We start from the raw sequence: 17,501 nt of genomic DNA on the forward strand, positions 1-17,501 counted from the left end.
GGACATGACCAGCAGCCTGACAATCGAGAATCTCTATACGGCGTACGACAAGGCCGATGTCCTGGAAGGCATTTCCCTGGAGGTCCCAACCGGCCAAGTGACCTGTCTGTTGGGCTCGAACGGGGCCGGCAAGACGACCACGATCCGTTCGATCCTGGGCCTGACCCCGCCCCGCGACGGGCGCATCCTGTTCGAGGGGCAGGAGATCACCGGACGTGCGACGCACAAGATCATTTCGCTCGGCATCGCCTGCATCCCGGAAGGGCGCAAGGTGTTTCCCAAGCTGACGACGGAAGAGAACCTGCGTCTGGGCGCCTATCAGGAGTCTCGGGAGGCCACGATCCGCAGCCGCATGGACGAGGTCTACGAGATCTTCCCGCGGCTGGCCGAACGACGGCAGCAGTTGGCCGGGACCATGTCGGGGGGCGAGCAGGCGATGGTGTCGATCGGCCGGGGCCTGATGAGCGCACCCAAGCTGCTGTTGATCGACGAGCCGTCGCTGGGGCTCTCGCCACTCTACGTCAAAGAGAACTTCAACATCATCAAGCGGATCAACGAGCGCGGTATCACCGTCTTCCTGGTCGAGCAGAACGTCCGCCAGACGCTCGCGATCTCGCACCGGGGGTACGTGCTCTCCAAGGGACGCGTCGTGGCTTCCGGCACGCCCACCGAATTACAGCAGAACGAAGAAGTCCACGCCGCCTATTTCGGCTAGCTCTCCCGCACGTCCCACTGCCCTACGCCTGGGTGCGTGCCGATACAATCAAGAAGGTCATCGGATGACTCAAACGGTCGATGCCGTCGCGCTCACTCAGGAACTGGTTCGTTTCAACACGATCAATCCTCCCGGCAACGAAGCGGCGTGCGCGCATCATCTGGGCGACCTGCTGGCACAATACGGTTTTACGGTCAGCTACTGCCGGCTGGCCGAGGGGCGGGAAGGGCTGATCGCCCGACTTGGCGGGCAAGGGCCGGCTCTCGCCTTCACCGGGCATCTCGATACCGTGCCGCTCGGCGCTGCCGATTGGCAGCACGACCCCTTCGCCGCAACGATTCACGACGGCCGTCTTTACGGGCGCGGCAGCACCGACATGAAAGCCGGCGTCGCAGCCTTCTGCGCGGCGGCAATCGAGTGTCGGGACGATATCGCTGCCGGCCCCGGGATCGAACTGGTTATCACGGCTTCCGAGGAGACCGGTTCACAGGGCGCGCGTGAGATGGCGCAACGCGAAGACGGGCTCGGCGATGTCGGTGCGCTGGTCGTCGCGGAGCCGACCTCGAACACGCCAACCTGCGGCCATAAGGGCGCTCTATGGATGAAGGCGATCTGCACCGGTATCACGGCGCACGGGTCGATGCCGGAGCACGGCGTGAACGCAGCCTACAAGGCGGGACGCGCCCTGCAGGCTTTGGCCGCGTTCACACACGACGTTGAGCCGCACCCGGTCATGGGAGCGGCGACCTTGAACGTCGGCACCGTCTCCGCGGGCATGAACCTGAATTCCGTCCCCGACCGCGCCGAGATCGGAATCGACGTCCGCAGCATCGTCGGCATGGAGCACAGCGCCATCCGGCAAAAGGTGGTGTCTGCGCTGGGCGCGGATTGCGATAGCATCGAGGTGCTGGTCGACCTGCCAAGCGTCTGGACCGATCCCGAGAACGCCTGGGTCAAGCGTAGCGCGGAGGCCGTCGCGGCATTAACCGGGACACCCTCCGCGCCAAGATCGGCCAGCTATTTCACCGATGCATCGATCCTGACCCCGGCGTATGGACATGTTCCGACCCTGGTCCTTGGCCCTGGCGATGCCAGCCTGGCGCACCAGACGGATGAATCGTGTGAGGTCGATCAGATCACTACTGCTGTCGCGATCTACCGCCGTCTGATTCTGGATTGGCAGTTGGCTTCGAACGGTTAGCTTGAAAGGCCGCCAGCCATTGGCATGGCGATACTGGCGGACTGACCGTGGGCATCTGGCTTGGCCTTAAAGACGGACAAGCCAGATGCCGTAGATCGCTGCCTCAGAAGGTTAGGGCGTAACGTACGAAGCCCTTGAAGTTGCGGCCAGGCTCGAACGCGTTCGTGTAGGCCCGCGCGTAAGCCTTGTCGAAGATATTGTCGACGCCAAGATCGACACGCAGCCCGTCCAGAACTCCCTCTGAGGGGGCCCAGGCGAAGTAGAGGTCATGGACCGCGTACCCAGGCCGCGTTTCCGCCGGGTCCGAGACCTCGTCGAACTCATCTGCGGCCAGCATCCGCCAGCCCACGATCGAGTCGATTTCCGGCAGTTTCACGGCCGCGTCGGTGGTCAACTGCGGGGGTGTCAGAATACCCAGCGGCTCGCCCGTGGCCTCGTTTTCGCCATCGATCGTCGAGAAGCCGAGCTGCAGGCGAATGCGCCTGTTCTCGTAAGTGGCCTCGATCTCGTTCCCCCACAGTTCCGCGTCGGCGATGTTCACGGCCTGTGTGGTGCCGTCGCAAGCGCCCGGCACGAACGGGTTGCAGTCGGTGAAGGGGGCAGGTTGGTTGACCTGGAGGTCGATGAAATCCTCGCCCTGGGTGCGGAAGTGCGTGGCCTTGACCCGTAGCCGGTCGTTCGACTGGACGACATCGTCGAAATCGAGCCCGCCACCGAATTCGATCGTCTGGGTGCGCTGTGGGTCGAGGTCGGGGTTGGAGATGAACCGGTTGGTGACGCCGCTGCCGATCGGCATCTGGAAGTGCACGCCGGAGGTATAGAGCTCGTCGATCGTCGGGGCGCGGAACGCCGTTCCGTAGTTGGCGAACAGGAGTGACCAGTCGGTCGGCAGGTAGCTCAACCCGAACCGCGGCGAAACGGCATGGTCTTCGTTGTCGGCTGCGACATCGCTTGTCGAGCTATAGCGGTCGTAACGCACCCCGGGGATCGCCAGCAGGTCGCCGGGAAGCACACCGAACGGTTCCGCGATGCGCACCTCGGCTTGCGCGTAGCCGCCGAGAAGCGTCGTCTCGGCTTCCGGCACGGACGAGCGGGGCGCGCCGTCGGCAGCCGAGTCCTGGCGATCCTGATAGCCTTCCGTTCCGTACGTGAAGGTCACACCCACGTCGTTCGATAGACGGATGCGTGAGCGGTTGTCCACGCGGAAGCCCGTCGTCGCCACCTCGCGCTCGAGCAATTCGCCGGCAGGCCCGTTGCCGTTGTTGTCCAGCCGCAGTTCCTCCAGCGTGGTGTCGGTGTAGTAGACGATGGCATCGAGATCGACCAGATCGTTGGCCGGGTCGGCGTAGGCGTAGTTCAGCCGCCAGGTATCCGAGGTGATGTCTTTATCGACCAGGTTGTCGTCGCCGGCACCCTGGCCGTTATTGGGCTCCTGGGCATCGTTCTGGAAACGCTGGAACGAGGCTTCGAGGCGGTGGTGATCGGCGAAGGTCCAGTCGCCCTTGACCAGCCCGGAGACGATATCGTTGTCGCTGCGGGTGAGCTTGCTGCCGTCGCCGAGTTCGATCGAACCGGAATCGAGTTTGCTGACGCTGGCCAGCACGCCGACATCGTCCGTCGGCTTGGCGTAACCGGTCACCGTTTCGCGGTATTCGTTGTTCACCGATTGGTAGCCGCCGCCAACCGTGACGCCCGCGGTCTCGCCGGGCGCGAGGAAGTCGTCCGGGCGTACGGTCCGCATCGCGATGACACCGCCCAATCCGCCACTGCCATAGAGCGACGAGGCGGGTCCCCGCAGCACCTCGACTTCGCGTAGGAGCATCGGGTCGACGTAGAACCGCCCATCGTGGCCCGAATTGAAGTTCTGGCGCGCCCCGTCGAGGGTGACGATCACGTCGGCTCCCGAGAAACCACGGATGCTGGGCACCTCGCCATTGCGCCGGGGGCCGCCGGTGAACTCCACGTTCGGGACCCATTTCAGCACATCGTCGAGGGTGGATGGCTGGCGTTGCTGGATCCGCTCGCGGTCAACGATGGTGACCATCCCCGGATACTCAAAGCTGTCGATCGGGTTGCGGGTCGCCGTGACCGAAACCGTCTCCAGGCTGACCGTCTCGCTTTTCCCCATCGTGACCGCTGGGTCGCCCGCCCCAAGTGTTACCCCGTCACTGTCGCTTTGCTGAGCGCAGGCTGGTCCCGCGATCGCTGTCGCAAGCACGATCGCGGTATAGCCAAGTTGTCTGCTCGCCATCTTTTTCCCCCTGGCGCTTCGATGCGGTCGCAACCGCATCGGTACAGCGTCCTGGCTGGCTGCCGGGGCCCGAAAGGGCAGGGTGGCGGGCTTGGACGGTTGTGAGACTGTACGTGCCAGCAAACGTCTGGTGGGCGGTGGTTGTGGCCAGCCGCCGGGGCACAGGTTTGCTGGCGTCGGGCTATTTGGTCAGGATCAATTTCCCCTGACTTGTCTCCCGAAGTCGGTAAAGGGCACCTCTGTGTTCAATGAACACTTCATGTTGGCCCGCAAGCAGATCGCGGCTGTGCAATGTACTCGAGCGGCGCGTTGACACCGCCGCTGGCTGCGCACCGTCATGCCGGTCTTGTCCTGCACTGGACCTTTGCGGTTCGTCACTCATGCCGAGTTCCTGATAGACACCCTCGCGAAGCGGCCGGACCATAGCGTTTGCAGCATGCAAATGCAACTCATTCTCAATAATAAGCGGGCTGCATTGTATACATATCTGGAGGGCGGAGGCCGTCGCTGGAGAAGTCGGTGACGGTGGGCGCCCCAGCATGTTGGTCCTGCCACTGAGCCAAGACCAGGCTATAGGGGCGCCCTCCTTCTCGTGCAATTGCACATGAATTGCAATTGCACTATAGCATCCGACCTGACACGGTGCGCGCAAGCCTGACCGTCTGGGGGATCGTCGGGCCTTTTCATGGGCAAGCCTCGGATCTGGCAGGTGCATCTGACGGACCCGTTTCTCGTGCCGGTGGCTCAGCAGCGCAGCCATACGCCAGCCGCTGCGCACGGCTTGAGATGGGACCGATCTGTGAAGGAGAGGAATCAGTGCGGCGGGTAAAACAGCAGCTTCGGGCGCTCGGGATTGGCCTGGGCCTTCTCATCTTTATGACCGGAACGGTTGCGGCCCAGAGCGATCAATCGCAGAGCGAAGCACATGTGGTTTCGGTAGGCGGAGCGATCACCGAGATCGTCTACGCGCTTGGCGCCGCGGACCGTTTGGTTGCAGTGGACAGCACCAGTCTGTATCCGTCCGCCGCCAGGGAACTTCCGGATGTCGGCTATATGCGCCAACTGTCGGCTGAGCCGATCCTCGCGCTGGCGCCGACGCTTGTCCTGGCCGCCGCGGACGCAGGTCCGGAAACGGCGCTCGATCAGCTGCGCACGGCCGGCGTCGAGGTTATCCGCGTGCCAGACCACGTGACGCCGGACGGTGTCGTCGAAAAAGTCAGGACGGTGGCTGCTGCGTTGGATGTGGGCGAGCGCGGCGCGGATCTGGCCAAGCGTCTCGAACGACAATTTCAGCAGCTCGAGCAAAGCCTGCAGAAGGTGACCAAGTCGCCCCGAGTGCTGTTGTTGCTCGCGGTCGGGCGGGGCACACCGATGGCCGCCGGCAGCGGTACCGCGGCGGACGGGATCATCGCACTCGCCCACGGGCGCAATGCCATCGAAGGGGTCAGCGGCTACAAGCCATTGTCGCGCGAAGCCGTGGTCGCCGCCCAGCCTGATGTGTTTTTGACGACCAAGCGCACAATCGCGCAGTTCGGAGGCCGGGAGCAGCTGCTCGCCCGGCCCGAGTTGGCCGCGACGGAGGCGGGCCGAGCTGAACGGCTTGTGGTGATGGACGGCTTGCTGCTGCTCGGTTTCGGCCCTCGAACGCCCGAGGCTGCGGCGCGCTTGGCCGAAGCGCTGCATGGTGGGTTGGAGATGCCGGCGCTGACAGGGGTGTCGGACGATGAAAGCCGACGGTGAGCGGATTTCTACGGGCGTGCGGAGCGTCCCGTCAGCTTATCTCGGGATGCTGGCCTGTCTCTTAACGGCCATGGCTGCGTTTCTGCTTGCGGTCGGTTACGGCGCTGTGGCGATCCCGCCGGGCGATGTCTTGCGGATCGTGGGCACTCATCTGGGACTTGGGTCGGACGCAGAGGTGACCCGCGTTCAAGAGACGGTGTTGCTTGCCATTCGGCTGCCGCGCGCGGTGCTTGGGGGATTGGTCGGGGCAGGGCTAGCCGTCGCCGGGGCCGCCTTGCAGGGGCTGTTCCGCAATCCGCTGGCCGATCCTGCCTTGATTGGGGTCTCCAACGGGGCCGCCTTGGCGGCCGCGGCGACCATCGTGGTGGGCAGTGCCGGAGTGCTCGGCCTGCCGGCTTGGCTGATCCCGCATCTGCTGCCGGTCAGCGCGTTCCTGGGCGGCGTTGCGGCAACCTGGCTGGTGTATATGATCGCGAGTCGCGACGGCACCACCGAGGTGGCCGTGCTGTTGCTTGCGGGCGTCGCGCTGAACGCGATCGTCGGCGCGGCGATCGGCTTGCTGATCTTCCTGAGCGACGATCAGGAGCTGCGCGATCTTAACTTCTGGTTGCTGGGTAGTCTTGGTGGTGCGACCTGGGAACGGATCGCCGTCGCAGCTCCCTTGATCCTGGTGCCCTCACTGCTGTTGATCTTCCAGGGCCGTCGCCTGAACGCGCTGCTTCTGGGGGAGTTCGAGGCCGGCCATCTGGGCGTGGCGGTCGAGCAGACCAAACGCCGGATCGTCCTGTTCGCCGCGATGGCGGTTGGCGCCTCGGTCGCGTTGGCGGGCGTGATCGGCTTCGTGGGGCTGGTCGTCCCGCATCTGATTCGGCTCTTGATCGGTCCGGACCATCGCACGTTGTTGCCGGCGACCCTCTTCTTGGGTGCTGCACTGCTGCTGCTGGCGGATATCCTGGCGCGGACGGTCGCACTGCCTGCGGAACTGCCGATCGGCATTCTGACCAGCACGGTGGGTGGGCCCTTCTTCCTGTGGCTGTTGCTGCGCCAGCGAACCCAGTGGGTGATGTGATGCTCTCAGCTCGCGATATTCAGGTTGCGCGCGGCGGCCGGACGGTGCTGACGGACGCGTCGTTGGATGTCCGGCCCGGCCAGTTGCTCGCGGTGATCGGTCCGAATGGGGCGGGTAAGTCCAGTCTGTTGCAGGTGTTGTCCCGCGCACTGGCCCCGGACGCCGGCGCGGTGGCGCTCGACGGGCGGCCGCTGTCCGACTGGCATCGGGGCGAGCTCGCCCGGCGCCGGGCGGTACTGCCGCAGGCGCCGTCGGTCGCTTTTCCTTTTCGCGTGCGCGATGTGGTGGCACTCGGGCGCAGTCCGCATGCGGGTCTAACCGATCGCGCCGCTGATCAGGCGATCATCGAGGCGGCCATGAGAGAGACCGCAATCACACATCTGGCCGGGCGGATCTACGGCACGTTGTCTGGCGGCGAACGTCAGCGCGTTCACTTGGCGCGTGTGCTTGCCCAGGTCTGGGCGTCTCTGGATGATGACAGCGCCTGTTATCTGTTGCTTGACGAGCCGACCAATAATCTCGACCTCGCGCATCAGCATGATCTGCTGGTACAGGCCCGGCGCTTCGCGGCTCGTGGCGGGGGCGTACTGGCAATTCTGCACGATCCCAATCTGGCCGCGGCTTATGCCGACCGCATTGCTATCGTGGCTGGCGGTCGGGTGGTGATGGAGGGTATGCCCGAGTCCGTGCTCAGCGCCGAGACGTTGACGACGACCTTCGGGATGCCTGTCGAGGTTTTTCGACCGCACGGCGCGGCGCGGCCGCTGATCTTTCCCGCACCGCCTGTGGAGAATGCGTCTACTCAAGCTGAAAGGGACCAAGAGCCATGTTCTTCGCGATGAACCGTTTCCATGTCCAGCGTGGTGCGGAAGACCGTTTCGAGGAGGTTTGGGCCAACCGCGAATCACACCTATCGGAGGTGCCGGGCTTTGTCGCCTTCAAGTTGCTGCGTGGGCCGGAGATGGAGACTTATACCCTGTTCGTTTCCCACACCACTTGGGAGTCCCGGGACGCGTTCGAAGCCTGGACCCGCTCCGATGCCTTCCGGAAGGCGCACGCCTCGGCGGGGGCGAACAAGGATATCTATCTGGGCCCGCCGCAGTTTGAGGGCTTCGAGGTAGTGCAGTCCGAGCCCTGATGCCTATCGCCCTGTGAGACCGACAGGCCGGTGTGTCGGCGTGCCGACCTCCGGCCTGTCGAGAGGGTGGGGATACTCAAAGAGTGTAATTTCAGTGTCTAGGCGGTGCGTGCGAGATGTGTGCAGGCATAACAAAGAAGAGGTCATACGGGCTCTGCACACCTGTGCGACGCTCAACTATTGGTGATACGTGTGTTTGAGCGGGCTGTTAACGCAGTCCGGAGTGCCATTTACGGTTTTTTATAGCTTCCAGAAATAGCTTGCAGCCGGACTCAAGTTGGCCTGTGCAAGCTGCTTCGGTGAGGTGCTCTGCCAGGGCCGGCTGTTACCAGCTCTAACGCGGAAGGTTCCATGATCCGGTTTCGTTCGATCGGCTTGCGTCTGGCCCTGGCAAGTGCGGCCCTGGTTGCTGTGCTCTTGGGCGCCGGCATTGCGGTGGTTTCCACGTCTGTCACGGGCGCCGTGAGTGACCTGGCGACGACCCGGTTGGAGCAGACCGGAAAGGCCCAGGCTCAGCGCGTACGCGGGCAGCTCGCCGGTGTGATGCAGACCGCCAAAACGATCAGCAGTACTGCAGAGGGGCTGATCGACGCCGGCTATAGAGAGCGCGCGGGCGTCACTCGCCTGCTTGAGCGGACGATGACCGAGGACCCTCGGCTCTCGGGCGCCTGGATCGCCTTCGAACCGAACGCTTTCGACGGGCGGGACGCCGAGCTGGCGGGCCAAAGCGGCGTTGACACCCAGACCGAGAATGGGCGCTTCACACCCTACTACTACAACTATGGCAACGGCGTTCAGGAAACGCATTCTAAGGACATGAGCGGTGCCTGGTACCAGGCCGCATTCCAAAATGGTCAGCCGTACATGACCGACCCGACGATCTATACGATCGAAGGCACCGACATCCTGCTCACCTCCGCCGCCGTACCTCTGAAGGTCAATGGCAAGACCCTTGGCGTTGCCGGCGCCGACATCGATCTCTCCAGCCTGTCAGATCAATTCGCCCAGATTCGTCCTTACGGAGAGGGGCACGTCCGGCTGGTCTCTCATGGTGGCCTTTGGACCGCGACAGGGACCCCAGAACATCTTGGTAAGTCGGTTGGCGAAACGACACCAGCGCTAGCCTCCGCCATCGATCGTGCGCTAAGCGAGGGCAGCACGCAGTTGATGCGCGATGCTGCGGGTCTGCTGCATGTGGTCGTGCCGACCGAGGTTCAGGATTTCAAGCGCAACTGGGCCGTCGTCGTCTCGGTGCCGGAAGCGGTGATCCTGAGCAAGGCGCGCGAGCTGTCGAACAAGCTGATCATCGGTGGCCTGCTGTTGGTCGCCTTGCTGGTCACGGCGCTGCTGATCCTCACCCATCGCATGATCCGGCGGCCACTGTCGCGCAGCATTGACACGATCCAGCGGCTTCAGGAAGGCGACCTGGATACGGAAGAGGCCGACACCGCCCGCCGCGACGAAATTGGCGACATCAACCGCGCGTTGGACGACTTCAAGGCCAACATGCAGCGGGTTCGAAGCCTGGAAGCCGAGCGTGCCGAGGCCGAACAACGCAACGCCGCCGAACGGCAGGCACAGCGCGAGCAGCTGGCAAGCGACTTCGAGAATGTCGTGGGGAGTGCGATCGGATCCCTGCGCGAACAGGCGACGGCGCTCAACAGCACCTCGGAGACGCTCTCCGCGACGGCCGCGGACTCGCTGCATCAGGCGGATGTGGTTGCCAGTCGCACGAACAGCGCGTCCGGTAACGTTCAGACTGTGGCCGCCGCGACGGAAGAGCTGTCGGCGGCGATCCAGGAAATCGCCAGCCAAGCGGGTCGCGCAGCGGAAACCGCCAAGACAGCGACCACTGAGGCAGAGCGTTCGAACCAATCCGTCAACGCACTGGCCGAGAAGGTCGACCGGATCGGCAGCGTTGTCGTGATGATCCAGGATATTGCCGAACAGACCAACCTCCTCGCGCTCAACGCCACCATCGAAGCCGCGCGTGCCGGCGAGGCGGGTAAGGGCTTCGCGGTGGTGGCCAACGAGGTCAAGAGCCTGGCCGAACAGACGGCCAATGCGACCAAGGAGATCACGCAACAGATCGAAGAGGTGCGTAGCGAAACCACGGGGACCGTGGAGGCGATCCGCAGCATCGTGACGACGATCACCGATCTTGAGCAGAACGCAACTGCGATCTCTGCGGCGGTCGAGGAGCAGAGCACGGCAACGACCGACATCTCGGAAAACGTCTCGCGCGCGGCCGAGAGCACGACGGGGGCTGCCGAGACGGTGGCCGAAATGCGCGTCGCTTCGGAACGCACCGGAGACACGGCACGCGAGGTGAGTGGCGTTGCCGAAGCGGTCGACACCGGGATGAGCAACATCGAGTCCGCGTCCGCACGCTTCCTGCAGGGCTTGCGCGCCAGCTAACGCGAAGCGGTGTCGCGCAGACCGGGGCAACGTTGTGTTCTGGCATCGCAAGTGCCGGGATCTGCAGGTTCGTTGCGTCGCCTCTGCGGCCCTGGCCGAACAAATAAAGGCCGCCCGGCCCGCTAAGGGGCCGGGCGGCACAATGGAATCGGTGAAACTTAACTCAGGCGATTGGCTGCCTCGAAGGCCGGCTTAGTAGGAGCCTTTCTTGCCGCTCCCGGCGTAGGCGAACTCCCATTCCACATCGAATGGCTTCCACCACTCGGCGACACCGGTTTCCTCGTCGGTGTGGCGGTAGAACCCCTGATAGGGGGGCGGCATGATGTGGTAGCTGAGTGTGTATTTCCCGGGTCCGTCGAGCTTGATGTTGGCGCCGTAGTGGGGACCATCGTTGGCGACCATCGGCATGAAGGAACCGCTCGTGCTCCACGAAGAGTCCTGCTTTTCGATGCGATAGGTGATGCCGAGATAGGCGACCCAGTCGCCCGGCCCGAAGCCGTTCTCACTGTCCTTCATGGCGTGGATGTCGGCTTCGAGGTGGACGTCCGCCTCGTGCTCCAAGCCGGGCAGGGACGGTTCCATGACGACGGGCTGCAGATAGACAGCCGCGATTTCCATGCCGTTCTTCTGAACCGCATCCCCGATCGGCGTTTCGGCAGCTTGGGCCGGCAAGGCAAACATCGGTGCCGTCATGGCGATCGCCGCCACGCCCGCGGCCATGAGGCCGACGCGCTTCATACTCATGTTCTCTCTCCTTTGCTTCTGAGTTTCGGGTGATCAACGAACGCGCACTGCGCCCGCCACCTTCTCACCAAGGCCATCTCCGTCATCCGACGATGGCAGGCCACCAGGCCGAGGCGACGGCGAGTCCGCCAATAAGCCCCGGCAACGTGGCCACGGCAGCCCGTGCACCGGGGAGTCCCAGGTTTTTCAAAATCTGCCAGCCGAGCCATCCGCCCCAGATGACGGCGGCACCGAGCGCAACCACCTTGACGGAGGCAGCGGCGGCTTGCGGCACCAGACCGAACAGATCGATCCCCAGTCCAAGCAGCAGTGAAATCATGGCCGGCGGTGCCACTTGGTAGCTGAGTGCGACGAACCGCTCCCCGAACCGGCCATGCGCGCCCAGCCGGCCCGCGAGCCAGGCCCCCGTGGCCTGCAGGGCGGCCAAGACGACCGTCAGCGCGAGCATCACGCCGATCATCCAACCGGAAATCAGGAAGAAATCGATCCAGGTGAACACCTCGCGCGCGTCGGGGTGGACAGACATCAGCCACGCCGGGCCGGGATTGCCCAGCCACAGATAGCCGTGCTCGATCACCCAGTTCACGGTAGCCTGGCGCAGGTTTTGGTAGAGCGGCAGCACCAGCCACAGGAAACCGCCAAGTGCGATGCCGGTTCCGAGAAACAGGAACCATACCTCGAAGCTGGAAGGGTGGTGGTTGCGGATGTCGGCAATCTCGGCCCCGGGGTTGCGGAACTGCAACGCGAGACCGCCCTTCTTATCGGGATTGACGCAGCGCGCGCACATCACGCAGTGGCGGCTCTCGGTCTTGCGCCGCAAGTCGATCATGGTCGGGCAGAGCCCGCGCGTATCATACGCGTCACCGCCTGCCTTCGGCCGTTTCGGGGCCAGGTCGACCATGCTAAGGCGGGAAAAGACGCCGAGCAGCAAGCCGATGGGGCAGGCGTGCCGGCACCAGGCCCGCTTTTTCTGCCCCTGCCCATAGAAGTAGCCAATGACCAGGGCCGCGAGGAATGTCAGCCCGAAAACCTCGAGAATGGCACTGGCGTAGTCGCGCACCCCAAGTGTCTGTCCCAGGGTGGTGACCAGCAGGAAGCTGACGATCGGCGTGCCGCCCCAGCGCAACCAGCCTGGCACCGGGCGCTTGCGGCCGATGCGGTTCATCCATTCCGACGCCGCGCCCATCGGACAAAGCAAGCCGCACCAGCTGCGTCCTGTCAGCAGCACCGAGATGAACACCAGCGGGAACCATAGGGTCCAGATCAGGAACCGCGCGAGGTCGCCCAGTTGCTGCGCGATTTCGCTGCCCGGCAGCAACGCCGGCCCCACGATGAGGACGAAGAAGCCCACGAACATGCAAAGATGCACGATCGGAAGGTAGGGGCGTAGGGCGACGGCCACCGCCTCGATCCGCGGGGGCAAGCGGCGGGTGGATCGCGCCCCGAGTATCGCGTTTTGACAGGTCATGAGTTGGTCGCGGACGCTTCCGCCCCTTGGGCTTTGGTTTGCCCGTTCACAAGACGCATCAATGCCAGGATGATGAGCAGCGTGGCGCCGTAGAACAGCAGCTGGATGCCCATCGGCCGATCTGTGTACCCGATGAGGATGTGCAGCAGCATGCCAAGCCAGCTGTCCTGCGCGAGAACGCCGGAGGTGTCCCAGATCTGCAGCCCAAGGGACGGCAGCAGGCCGGCTTGGTTGAGAAAACCAGCCGCCGTTGCCGCCAGACCGCACGCCAGCAGCAGGACCATCCAGGACACGGCCGAGAAGAAATACCGGATCGGAATCGCAAGCAGGCCGCGGTAGAGCAGCCACCCAACGAGGACGCCCGCCACCAGTCCCAGGGCACCGCCCAGCATCATCTGGGACCAGGCCCCGCCGGATGCGGCCAGGCTGTAGAGGAACAACACTGTTTCGGAGCCTTCCCGCAGCACCGCCAGGGCTGTGACCAGCCCGAGTGCCGCCAAGGGGCGGGCGCCGATCTTGACGTCATGGCCGACCCGGCGCATCTCGTCGGCCATCTGCCGGCCGTGCGCGGCCATCCAGGCGTTGTGCCAGGCCAGCATCGCTACGGCGAGTAACAATACGCCTGCGTTGAAAAGCTCTTGACCCCGGCCTTGCAGCAGGTTGGCGAGCCCGTTCGCGAATGCGGCGACGACCATCGCGCCGAGGATGCCGATGGCGATCCCGCCACCGACCCAGCGGCCCCGGCCGACGACGCCGCGCGTGGCGCCAAGGACGATCGCCACGATCAGGGCCGCTTCCAGGACTTCACGGAAAACGATAACGGCGGAACCAGCCATTGTGGCTACCCCTTCCCCTTACTTCGCGATCAGCGTGCCCTGCGCGGTGTCCTGGTGAAATTCGCCGAAAAAGCCGTATTCGCCCTCTGGGAGCGGACCGACCCAGACGGTGCCCTTCGAATTGCCCGACAGGATCTTTTCCCGCCGAAGATCGTGACTCTCGAATTCTTCGGGGGTGGGATCCTGGTTATCGATGATGAGCCTGACCCGGATTTTCGCGGGCACCTCGAGCGTAGCGGGGACGAACTTGTGGTTCTTGATGACGATCGTACGGGTTAAATTGTCATCGGCTGCGGCCGGATGGCTGGAGAGCGATGCAGCTGCGAGCGTGACTGCGATGAGAGCGCCGAGTGCGGCACGAAATTTCATAACGATGTCTCCTGGGCCTTTGAGGCCCGTCTTCTTGCGCACAAACCTGTAAAGTCGCTACTGCAGTTCATTCGCAATAACAAGAGGGATCACGCCGGCTGTTTCGGGATAGCTTGGCAGGCGGTTATCCAAATAGGCGATGTGAAATTGCAGTTTTCTGGGGCGTCAAGAGCACGACGGACCGTCATATCGGCGCATAAAGCTGTACACTGCCGGCCTTAACTGCGCAGCTATGTCGCAGGTGTCGCAGATCGCGTGTTCGAGCCGCGCGCGGCTTACCTCAGGCTCCGATCCGCCGTATGTGGACAAGATCATCACCTGTATGCATGGCTCGCGCGCGGTGGCGTAAATCAGCGCGAGTCAAAACGGGGCGGCGCTGCTCCTGTCAGCGCCGCCCCGCTATATGCTGCAGACTTCGTCTGATTTGGCTTTAAGAAATCCGGCGGTAGAAGGCCGCGGACAGGGTCCCGATCAGCACCCAGAAGATCGCACTCACGATAATCGAGGTGGCGGCGAAATGACCGGCGAGTTCGGGGGGGACGGCTCCGCCGATGCTTTCGGGCTGCGGTGCGCCGACCAAATGCGGGATGACCGCGACGGCGACGCCAAGCGCCTTAAGCAGGTAATTCGGCGCGAACACCAGCAGACCGAGTCCGGCCCCGGCGCCGGCCACCGCGAAACACCACCAGAGCTGCCGCGCCTGAAGGTCGGCCGCCATCGAGCCCGGCGCCTCCGGCGGCAACCCGAGTGCCGGCGCCAGGGTGAACACGGCAAAGCCGGCAGCGCCCCAAAGCAGGCCGACCGTCGGGGTCACCGTGCCGCCATGCAGCGCCATTCCCGCGACCACCAGCAGGGCAAAGCCAACCCCCGCGATCAGGTTCGCGAGCGTTGAATAGAACGTGCGTTCCAGACCGTCGTCCGGCGCCCAGGGTTCGCCTGCGCCAGCAGTGTCCGCATGTGCTTCGGCCCCGCTGTGGACGAACTTCAGCAGGCCGCCGGACATGTGGGCGTGTTGGGCATGTGGGGTAATCAGGCCAGCGTCATGATGGCCGCCGCCTTCGAACTCCTCTGCGTGCAGGATGATCGGCGTCGTGGTGAAGCTGTGAACGACCGAGATCGCGGCGCCCGCAAGCAGACCGGCGGCAATCGCCGCCAGGAAAATCCGTCTGAACATGAGGCCCCCTTAGTGGCAGGGGAAGGCGAACGCGTGGCGCGAGTCATGCGCCGCGTTGTGGATCGTGGTCGGACTCGCAAACCCGACGCCCGCGATCAGCACGACACCGAATAGAATGGCCGCAAAAGCTGCGGCTAGGATCTGTGTCCGCTCGTGCGTGCCCGCGTGACCCGAAAGGCCCGGTGCAGACTGTTGATTGGATTGGTAGCTCATTTCATTCCCCGTCTTGACGCACCGCCCGTGCGTGCTGGATGGCAGGTGCCGGAGCGCATGTGGCATGTCTCCAGCCGTTACAGGCTCGCGGCAGGTTTCCTGGCTGGCGGGTCGTAACCGTACCCCCGCCTTCCCAGGCTCGGCGCATGGTTGCGCAGGGCCCAGTGGCGTGCTGGAGGTCGGCTCGCCGCTCACAGTTGCGGGGGCAGCGCCGGACTTGCACCGGCTTCCCTCATCGTCCCCAACGGGAACCGTCGAGCGGGAATCAGCTTAGAGCGGGGCGCAAAGGTGCGCAAGGACGACAACGGAGACTGGCGGAGAGAGACTGGCTGTTGGAGACGCGCAGGCACGGAAAATCGTTCAAAGTGAACCTGTTAGGCGACATCAGTTAGAATCGCGGTTGTCAAACCGGGCCTAATCGGCATTGCGCCAGATAGTCCGCATGACTTCGAACAGAAACGCGGTCGACAGTCCGAACAGCAGCATGCCCGCGGCGGCTTCGAAGCTTCCCAGCAGCCGCCAGTGGGGCGACGCGGTCACGTCGCCGTAGCCCACGGTCGTGAAGCTGGCTGTGGAGAAGTACAGTGCCGGCTCCATCGTATCGAATTCGCCAACCCACAGGAACGCGAGCGCCCAGATCCAGATTTGCAGGATGTGGGACAGAAACGCGGCCACCCCGGCTTGCACCAAGATGGAAAAACGTCTTGGCCCTTTTGGCCGCACGGTATGGCGTGTGACCCAGCGTTTGAGGCGGACGGCCACGGTGTCGAGGACGATTGCGTGAAGACCGACGCACAGCGCGAGAAGCCCGGCGCCTAAAGTCATCTGGACAAGCACGTTCAGAGGCCAAATGCGAGAGGAACGCAGTGTTGCGGGGCGTCTAATCATAGCGCATCAGAGATCAGACAAACACATCGTAGCGAGTTTTGTGACCTCGCTGGCTAGACGCGCGCGCCGGATCGCCCTGATACATGTATGTACAATGGCTAGCGTGGTGCGTGCGCTGGTGCGTCCAAGCGCGTGACCTGGAGCCGGATTGCGCGTCAGCTGGGTGAGGCCTGCTGGGGCACGTCCCCTTGGGAACGCCGAGGTTGTATACGGGAGAACGGAGATGTCGTTCCAGCAATTCAAGTACCTGGATGCGCTGGCCCGCCACCGGCATTTCGGCCGCGCCTCGGTGGCGTGTAATGTCACGCAGCCCACGCTGTCGGCTGGCATCCGGGCCCTGGAGCAGGAGTTGGGGACGCGGCTCGTCCATCGTACGCACCGGTTCGAGGGGCTGACGGCAGAAGGCGAGCGGGTGCTCGCCTGGGCGCAGCGCATGTTGTTCGAGTGGGAGAATCTGCGTGGCAACCTGCTGGACGTCGACGCTTGTCTGAGCGGTCGCCTGCGTCTGGGGACGATTCCGACAGCATTGCCGGCGGTTTCGGTGATCACGGAACGGTTGTGCCAGCAGCATCCCAACGTCAGTGCAAACGTGCTGTCGATGACTTCGAACCAGATCCTGGAAGGGCTCGAGCAGTTCCGTCTGGATATTGGCCTGACCTATCTGAATAACGAGCCGCTGCCCGATCTGGAGACGCTGCCGCTGTACCGCGAGCGTTACGTGCTGCTGACCCCACGTGATGGCCCGTTTGGCGCCCGTCGGACGGTCACTTGGCAGGAGGCCGCCACGCTTCGGCTTTGTCTGTTAAACGGGGACATGCAGAATCGCCGGATTATCGACGGCGCTTTCCACCAGGCCGGCGCGGACCCGACACCGCGGGTGGATACCAATTCGATCGTCACCCTATGCGCACATATCCATCCGGGCGGCTGGTCCAGCGTTCTGCCGGCGGCGCTGCTCTCCACGATCGTCCAACCGGCAGGTGCCGTAGGTGTTCCGCTGGTCGAACCGGAACTGACCCCGACCGTCGGCTTCGTCACGCGACGCACCGAGCTCCCGTCGCGTCTGATCACCGCAGCTTGGTCTTGCGCGCGCGATTTGCCGCCACATACCCTGACGGGCCGGGACGATGAACTGCCGCTGGCACGGGTAGATAGCGCTGGCGTGACGGCTGATTAATAGCAAAAATCTATCAGACTATTGGATTATTCGTTTTGACGGGTGGCCGCCGTGCCGGTTCCGTTCTGGCGCTGCGAACGGCTGCCTGATCGCGCTCACA

Annotated in this window: 17 protein-coding genes and 1 riboswitch; of the genes, 8 read left to right on the forward strand and 9 right to left on the reverse strand. The window is 63.9% G+C overall.

The genetic code is table 11. The features are described 5' to 3' along the window. Positions 1-4: 4 nt before the first annotated feature. Complete coding sequence (locus RHOSA_RS0110715) at positions 5-715, forward strand: ABC transporter ATP-binding protein (protein WP_027288662.1); 711 nt, start codon at positions 5-7, stop codon at positions 713-715. Between the two features lie 64 nt (positions 716-779). Next, entirely contained in the window at positions 780-1,916 is a 1,137-nt protein-coding gene (locus RHOSA_RS0110720; RefSeq protein WP_027288663.1) for a M20 family metallopeptidase, read from the forward strand. Positions 1,917-2,019: 103 nt separating this feature from the next. Here RHOSA_RS0110720 and RHOSA_RS21905 read toward each other — a convergent pair whose 3' ends face one another. After that, on the reverse strand, positions 2,020-4,167 hold the full coding sequence (locus RHOSA_RS21905) for a TonB-dependent hemoglobin/transferrin/lactoferrin family receptor (protein ID WP_169816626.1): 2,148 nt from the start codon (positions 4,165-4,167) through the stop codon (positions 2,020-2,022). Between the two features lie 181 nt (positions 4,168-4,348). Beyond that, positions 4,349-4,927: a hemin uptake protein HemP gene (gene hemP / locus RHOSA_RS25945; RefSeq protein ID WP_081728654.1), complete on the reverse strand. Its 579-nt coding sequence runs from the start codon at positions 4,925-4,927 to the stop codon at positions 4,349-4,351. A gap of 56 nt (positions 4,928-4,983) precedes the next feature. Between hemP and RHOSA_RS21910 the strand changes: the two genes are divergently transcribed. From RHOSA_RS21910 to RHOSA_RS0110750, 5 genes are all read left to right on the forward strand, one after another. Further along, positions 4,984-5,907, forward strand: coding sequence for a heme/hemin ABC transporter substrate-binding protein (locus RHOSA_RS21910; RefSeq protein WP_051432047.1), 924 nt, complete (start codon positions 4,984-4,986; stop codon positions 5,905-5,907). Next, positions 5,891-6,976: a FecCD family ABC transporter permease gene (locus RHOSA_RS0110735; RefSeq protein ID WP_051432048.1), complete on the forward strand. Its 1,086-nt coding sequence runs from the start codon at positions 5,891-5,893 to the stop codon at positions 6,974-6,976. The genes RHOSA_RS21910 and RHOSA_RS0110735 overlap by 17 nt, the downstream gene beginning before the upstream one ends. Then, complete coding sequence (locus RHOSA_RS21915; RefSeq protein WP_200372044.1) at positions 6,964-7,818, forward strand: heme ABC transporter ATP-binding protein; 855 nt, start codon at positions 6,964-6,966, stop codon at positions 7,816-7,818. The genes RHOSA_RS0110735 and RHOSA_RS21915 overlap by 13 nt, the downstream gene beginning before the upstream one ends. After that, on the forward strand, positions 7,803-8,114 hold the full coding sequence (hmuQ, locus tag RHOSA_RS0110745; RefSeq protein ID WP_027288665.1) for a heme-degrading protein HmuQ: 312 nt from the start codon (positions 7,803-7,805) through the stop codon (positions 8,112-8,114). The genes RHOSA_RS21915 and hmuQ overlap by 16 nt, the downstream gene beginning before the upstream one ends. A gap of 351 nt (positions 8,115-8,465) precedes the next feature. Continuing rightward, positions 8,466-10,532, forward strand: a complete 2,067-nt coding sequence (locus tag RHOSA_RS0110750; RefSeq protein ID WP_027288666.1) for a methyl-accepting chemotaxis protein — start codon at positions 8,466-8,468, stop codon at positions 10,530-10,532. A gap of 192 nt (positions 10,533-10,724) precedes the next feature. Here RHOSA_RS0110750 and RHOSA_RS0110755 read toward each other — a convergent pair whose 3' ends face one another. From RHOSA_RS0110755 to RHOSA_RS24745, 7 genes are all read right to left on the reverse strand, one after another. Next, positions 10,725-11,276, reverse strand: a complete 552-nt coding sequence (locus RHOSA_RS0110755; RefSeq protein WP_200372043.1) for an iron transporter — start codon at positions 11,274-11,276, stop codon at positions 10,725-10,727. 82 nt (positions 11,277-11,358) lie between these two features. Then, entirely contained in the window at positions 11,359-12,744 is a 1,386-nt protein-coding gene (locus RHOSA_RS0110760) for a 4Fe-4S binding protein (protein WP_027288668.1), read from the reverse strand. Continuing rightward, positions 12,741-13,580: an FTR1 family iron permease gene (locus RHOSA_RS0110765; RefSeq protein WP_027288669.1), complete on the reverse strand. Its 840-nt coding sequence runs from the start codon at positions 13,578-13,580 to the stop codon at positions 12,741-12,743. The genes RHOSA_RS0110760 and RHOSA_RS0110765 overlap by 4 nt, the downstream gene beginning before the upstream one ends. A gap of 18 nt (positions 13,581-13,598) precedes the next feature. Beyond that, entirely contained in the window at positions 13,599-13,949 is a 351-nt protein-coding gene (locus tag RHOSA_RS0110770) for a cupredoxin domain-containing protein (protein WP_027288670.1), read from the reverse strand. A gap of 430 nt (positions 13,950-14,379) precedes the next feature. After that, entirely contained in the window at positions 14,380-15,123 is a 744-nt protein-coding gene (locus RHOSA_RS0110775) for a CbtA family protein (RefSeq protein WP_027288671.1), read from the reverse strand. A 9-nt stretch (positions 15,124-15,132) separates the two neighbouring features. Next, positions 15,133-15,402 (reverse strand): CbtB domain-containing protein, encoded by a 270-nt coding sequence (locus tag RHOSA_RS25950; protein WP_322786839.1) that lies wholly within the window; start codon positions 15,400-15,402, stop codon positions 15,133-15,135. A 6-nt stretch (positions 15,403-15,408) separates the two neighbouring features. Continuing rightward, a riboswitch (cobalamin riboswitch) is annotated at positions 15,409-15,608 on the reverse strand. A gap of 142 nt (positions 15,609-15,750) precedes the next feature. Then, the gene (locus RHOSA_RS24745; protein ID WP_169816627.1) at positions 15,751-16,161 is read right to left on the reverse strand and encodes a potassium channel family protein; all 411 of its coding nucleotides are present in this window, start codon (positions 16,159-16,161) and stop codon (positions 15,751-15,753) included. A gap of 286 nt (positions 16,162-16,447) precedes the next feature. Between RHOSA_RS24745 and RHOSA_RS21925 the strand changes: the two genes are divergently transcribed. Then, positions 16,448-17,401, forward strand: coding sequence for a LysR family transcriptional regulator (locus tag RHOSA_RS21925; protein WP_051432051.1), 954 nt, complete (start codon positions 16,448-16,450; stop codon positions 17,399-17,401). The last annotated feature ends 100 nt before the right edge of the window (positions 17,402-17,501 follow it).

This window comes from Rhodovibrio salinarum DSM 9154, assembly GCF_000515255.1.
Lineage (GTDB): Bacteria > Pseudomonadota > Alphaproteobacteria > Kiloniellales > Rhodovibrionaceae > Rhodovibrio > Rhodovibrio salinarum.

Coding starts and splice junctions, on each gene's coding strand:
- RHOSA_RS0110765 (WP_027288669.1), bottom strand. CDS start 13,580: ATGGCTGGTTCCGCCGTTATCGTTTTCCGTGAAGTCCTGGAAGCGGCC.
- RHOSA_RS21905 (WP_169816626.1), bottom strand. CDS start 4,167: ATGGCGAGCAGACAACTTGGCTATACCGCGATCGTGCTTGCGACAGCG.
- RHOSA_RS0110755 (WP_200372043.1), bottom strand. CDS start 11,276: ATGAGTATGAAGCGCGTCGGCCTCATGGCCGCGGGCGTGGCGGCGATC.
- RHOSA_RS21925 (WP_051432051.1), top strand. CDS start 16,448: ATGTCGTTCCAGCAATTCAAGTACCTGGATGCGCTGGCCCGCCACCGG.
- RHOSA_RS0110715 (WP_027288662.1), top strand. CDS start 5: ATGACCAGCAGCCTGACAATCGAGAATCTCTATACGGCGTACGACAAG.
- RHOSA_RS0110760 (WP_027288668.1), bottom strand. CDS start 12,744: ATGACCTGTCAAAACGCGATACTCGGGGCGCGATCCACCCGCCGCTTG.
- RHOSA_RS24745 (WP_169816627.1), bottom strand. CDS start 16,161: ATGACTTTAGGCGCCGGGCTTCTCGCGCTGTGCGTCGGTCTTCACGCA.
- RHOSA_RS0110750 (WP_027288666.1), top strand. CDS start 8,466: ATGATCCGGTTTCGTTCGATCGGCTTGCGTCTGGCCCTGGCAAGTGCG.
- hmuQ (WP_027288665.1), top strand. CDS start 7,803: ATGTTCTTCGCGATGAACCGTTTCCATGTCCAGCGTGGTGCGGAAGAC.
- RHOSA_RS25950 (WP_322786839.1), bottom strand. CDS start 15,402: ATGCCACATGCGCTCCGGCACCTGCCATCCAGCACGCACGGGCGGTGC.
- RHOSA_RS0110735 (WP_051432048.1), top strand. CDS start 5,891: ATGAAAGCCGACGGTGAGCGGATTTCTACGGGCGTGCGGAGCGTCCCG.
- RHOSA_RS0110720 (WP_027288663.1), top strand. CDS start 780: ATGACTCAAACGGTCGATGCCGTCGCGCTCACTCAGGAACTGGTTCGT.
- RHOSA_RS0110770 (WP_027288670.1), bottom strand. CDS start 13,949: ATGAAATTTCGTGCCGCACTCGGCGCTCTCATCGCAGTCACGCTCGCA.
- hemP (WP_081728654.1), bottom strand. CDS start 4,927: ATGGCTGCGCTGCTGAGCCACCGGCACGAGAAACGGGTCCGTCAGATG.
- RHOSA_RS0110775 (WP_027288671.1), bottom strand. CDS start 15,123: ATGTTCAGACGGATTTTCCTGGCGGCGATTGCCGCCGGTCTGCTTGCG.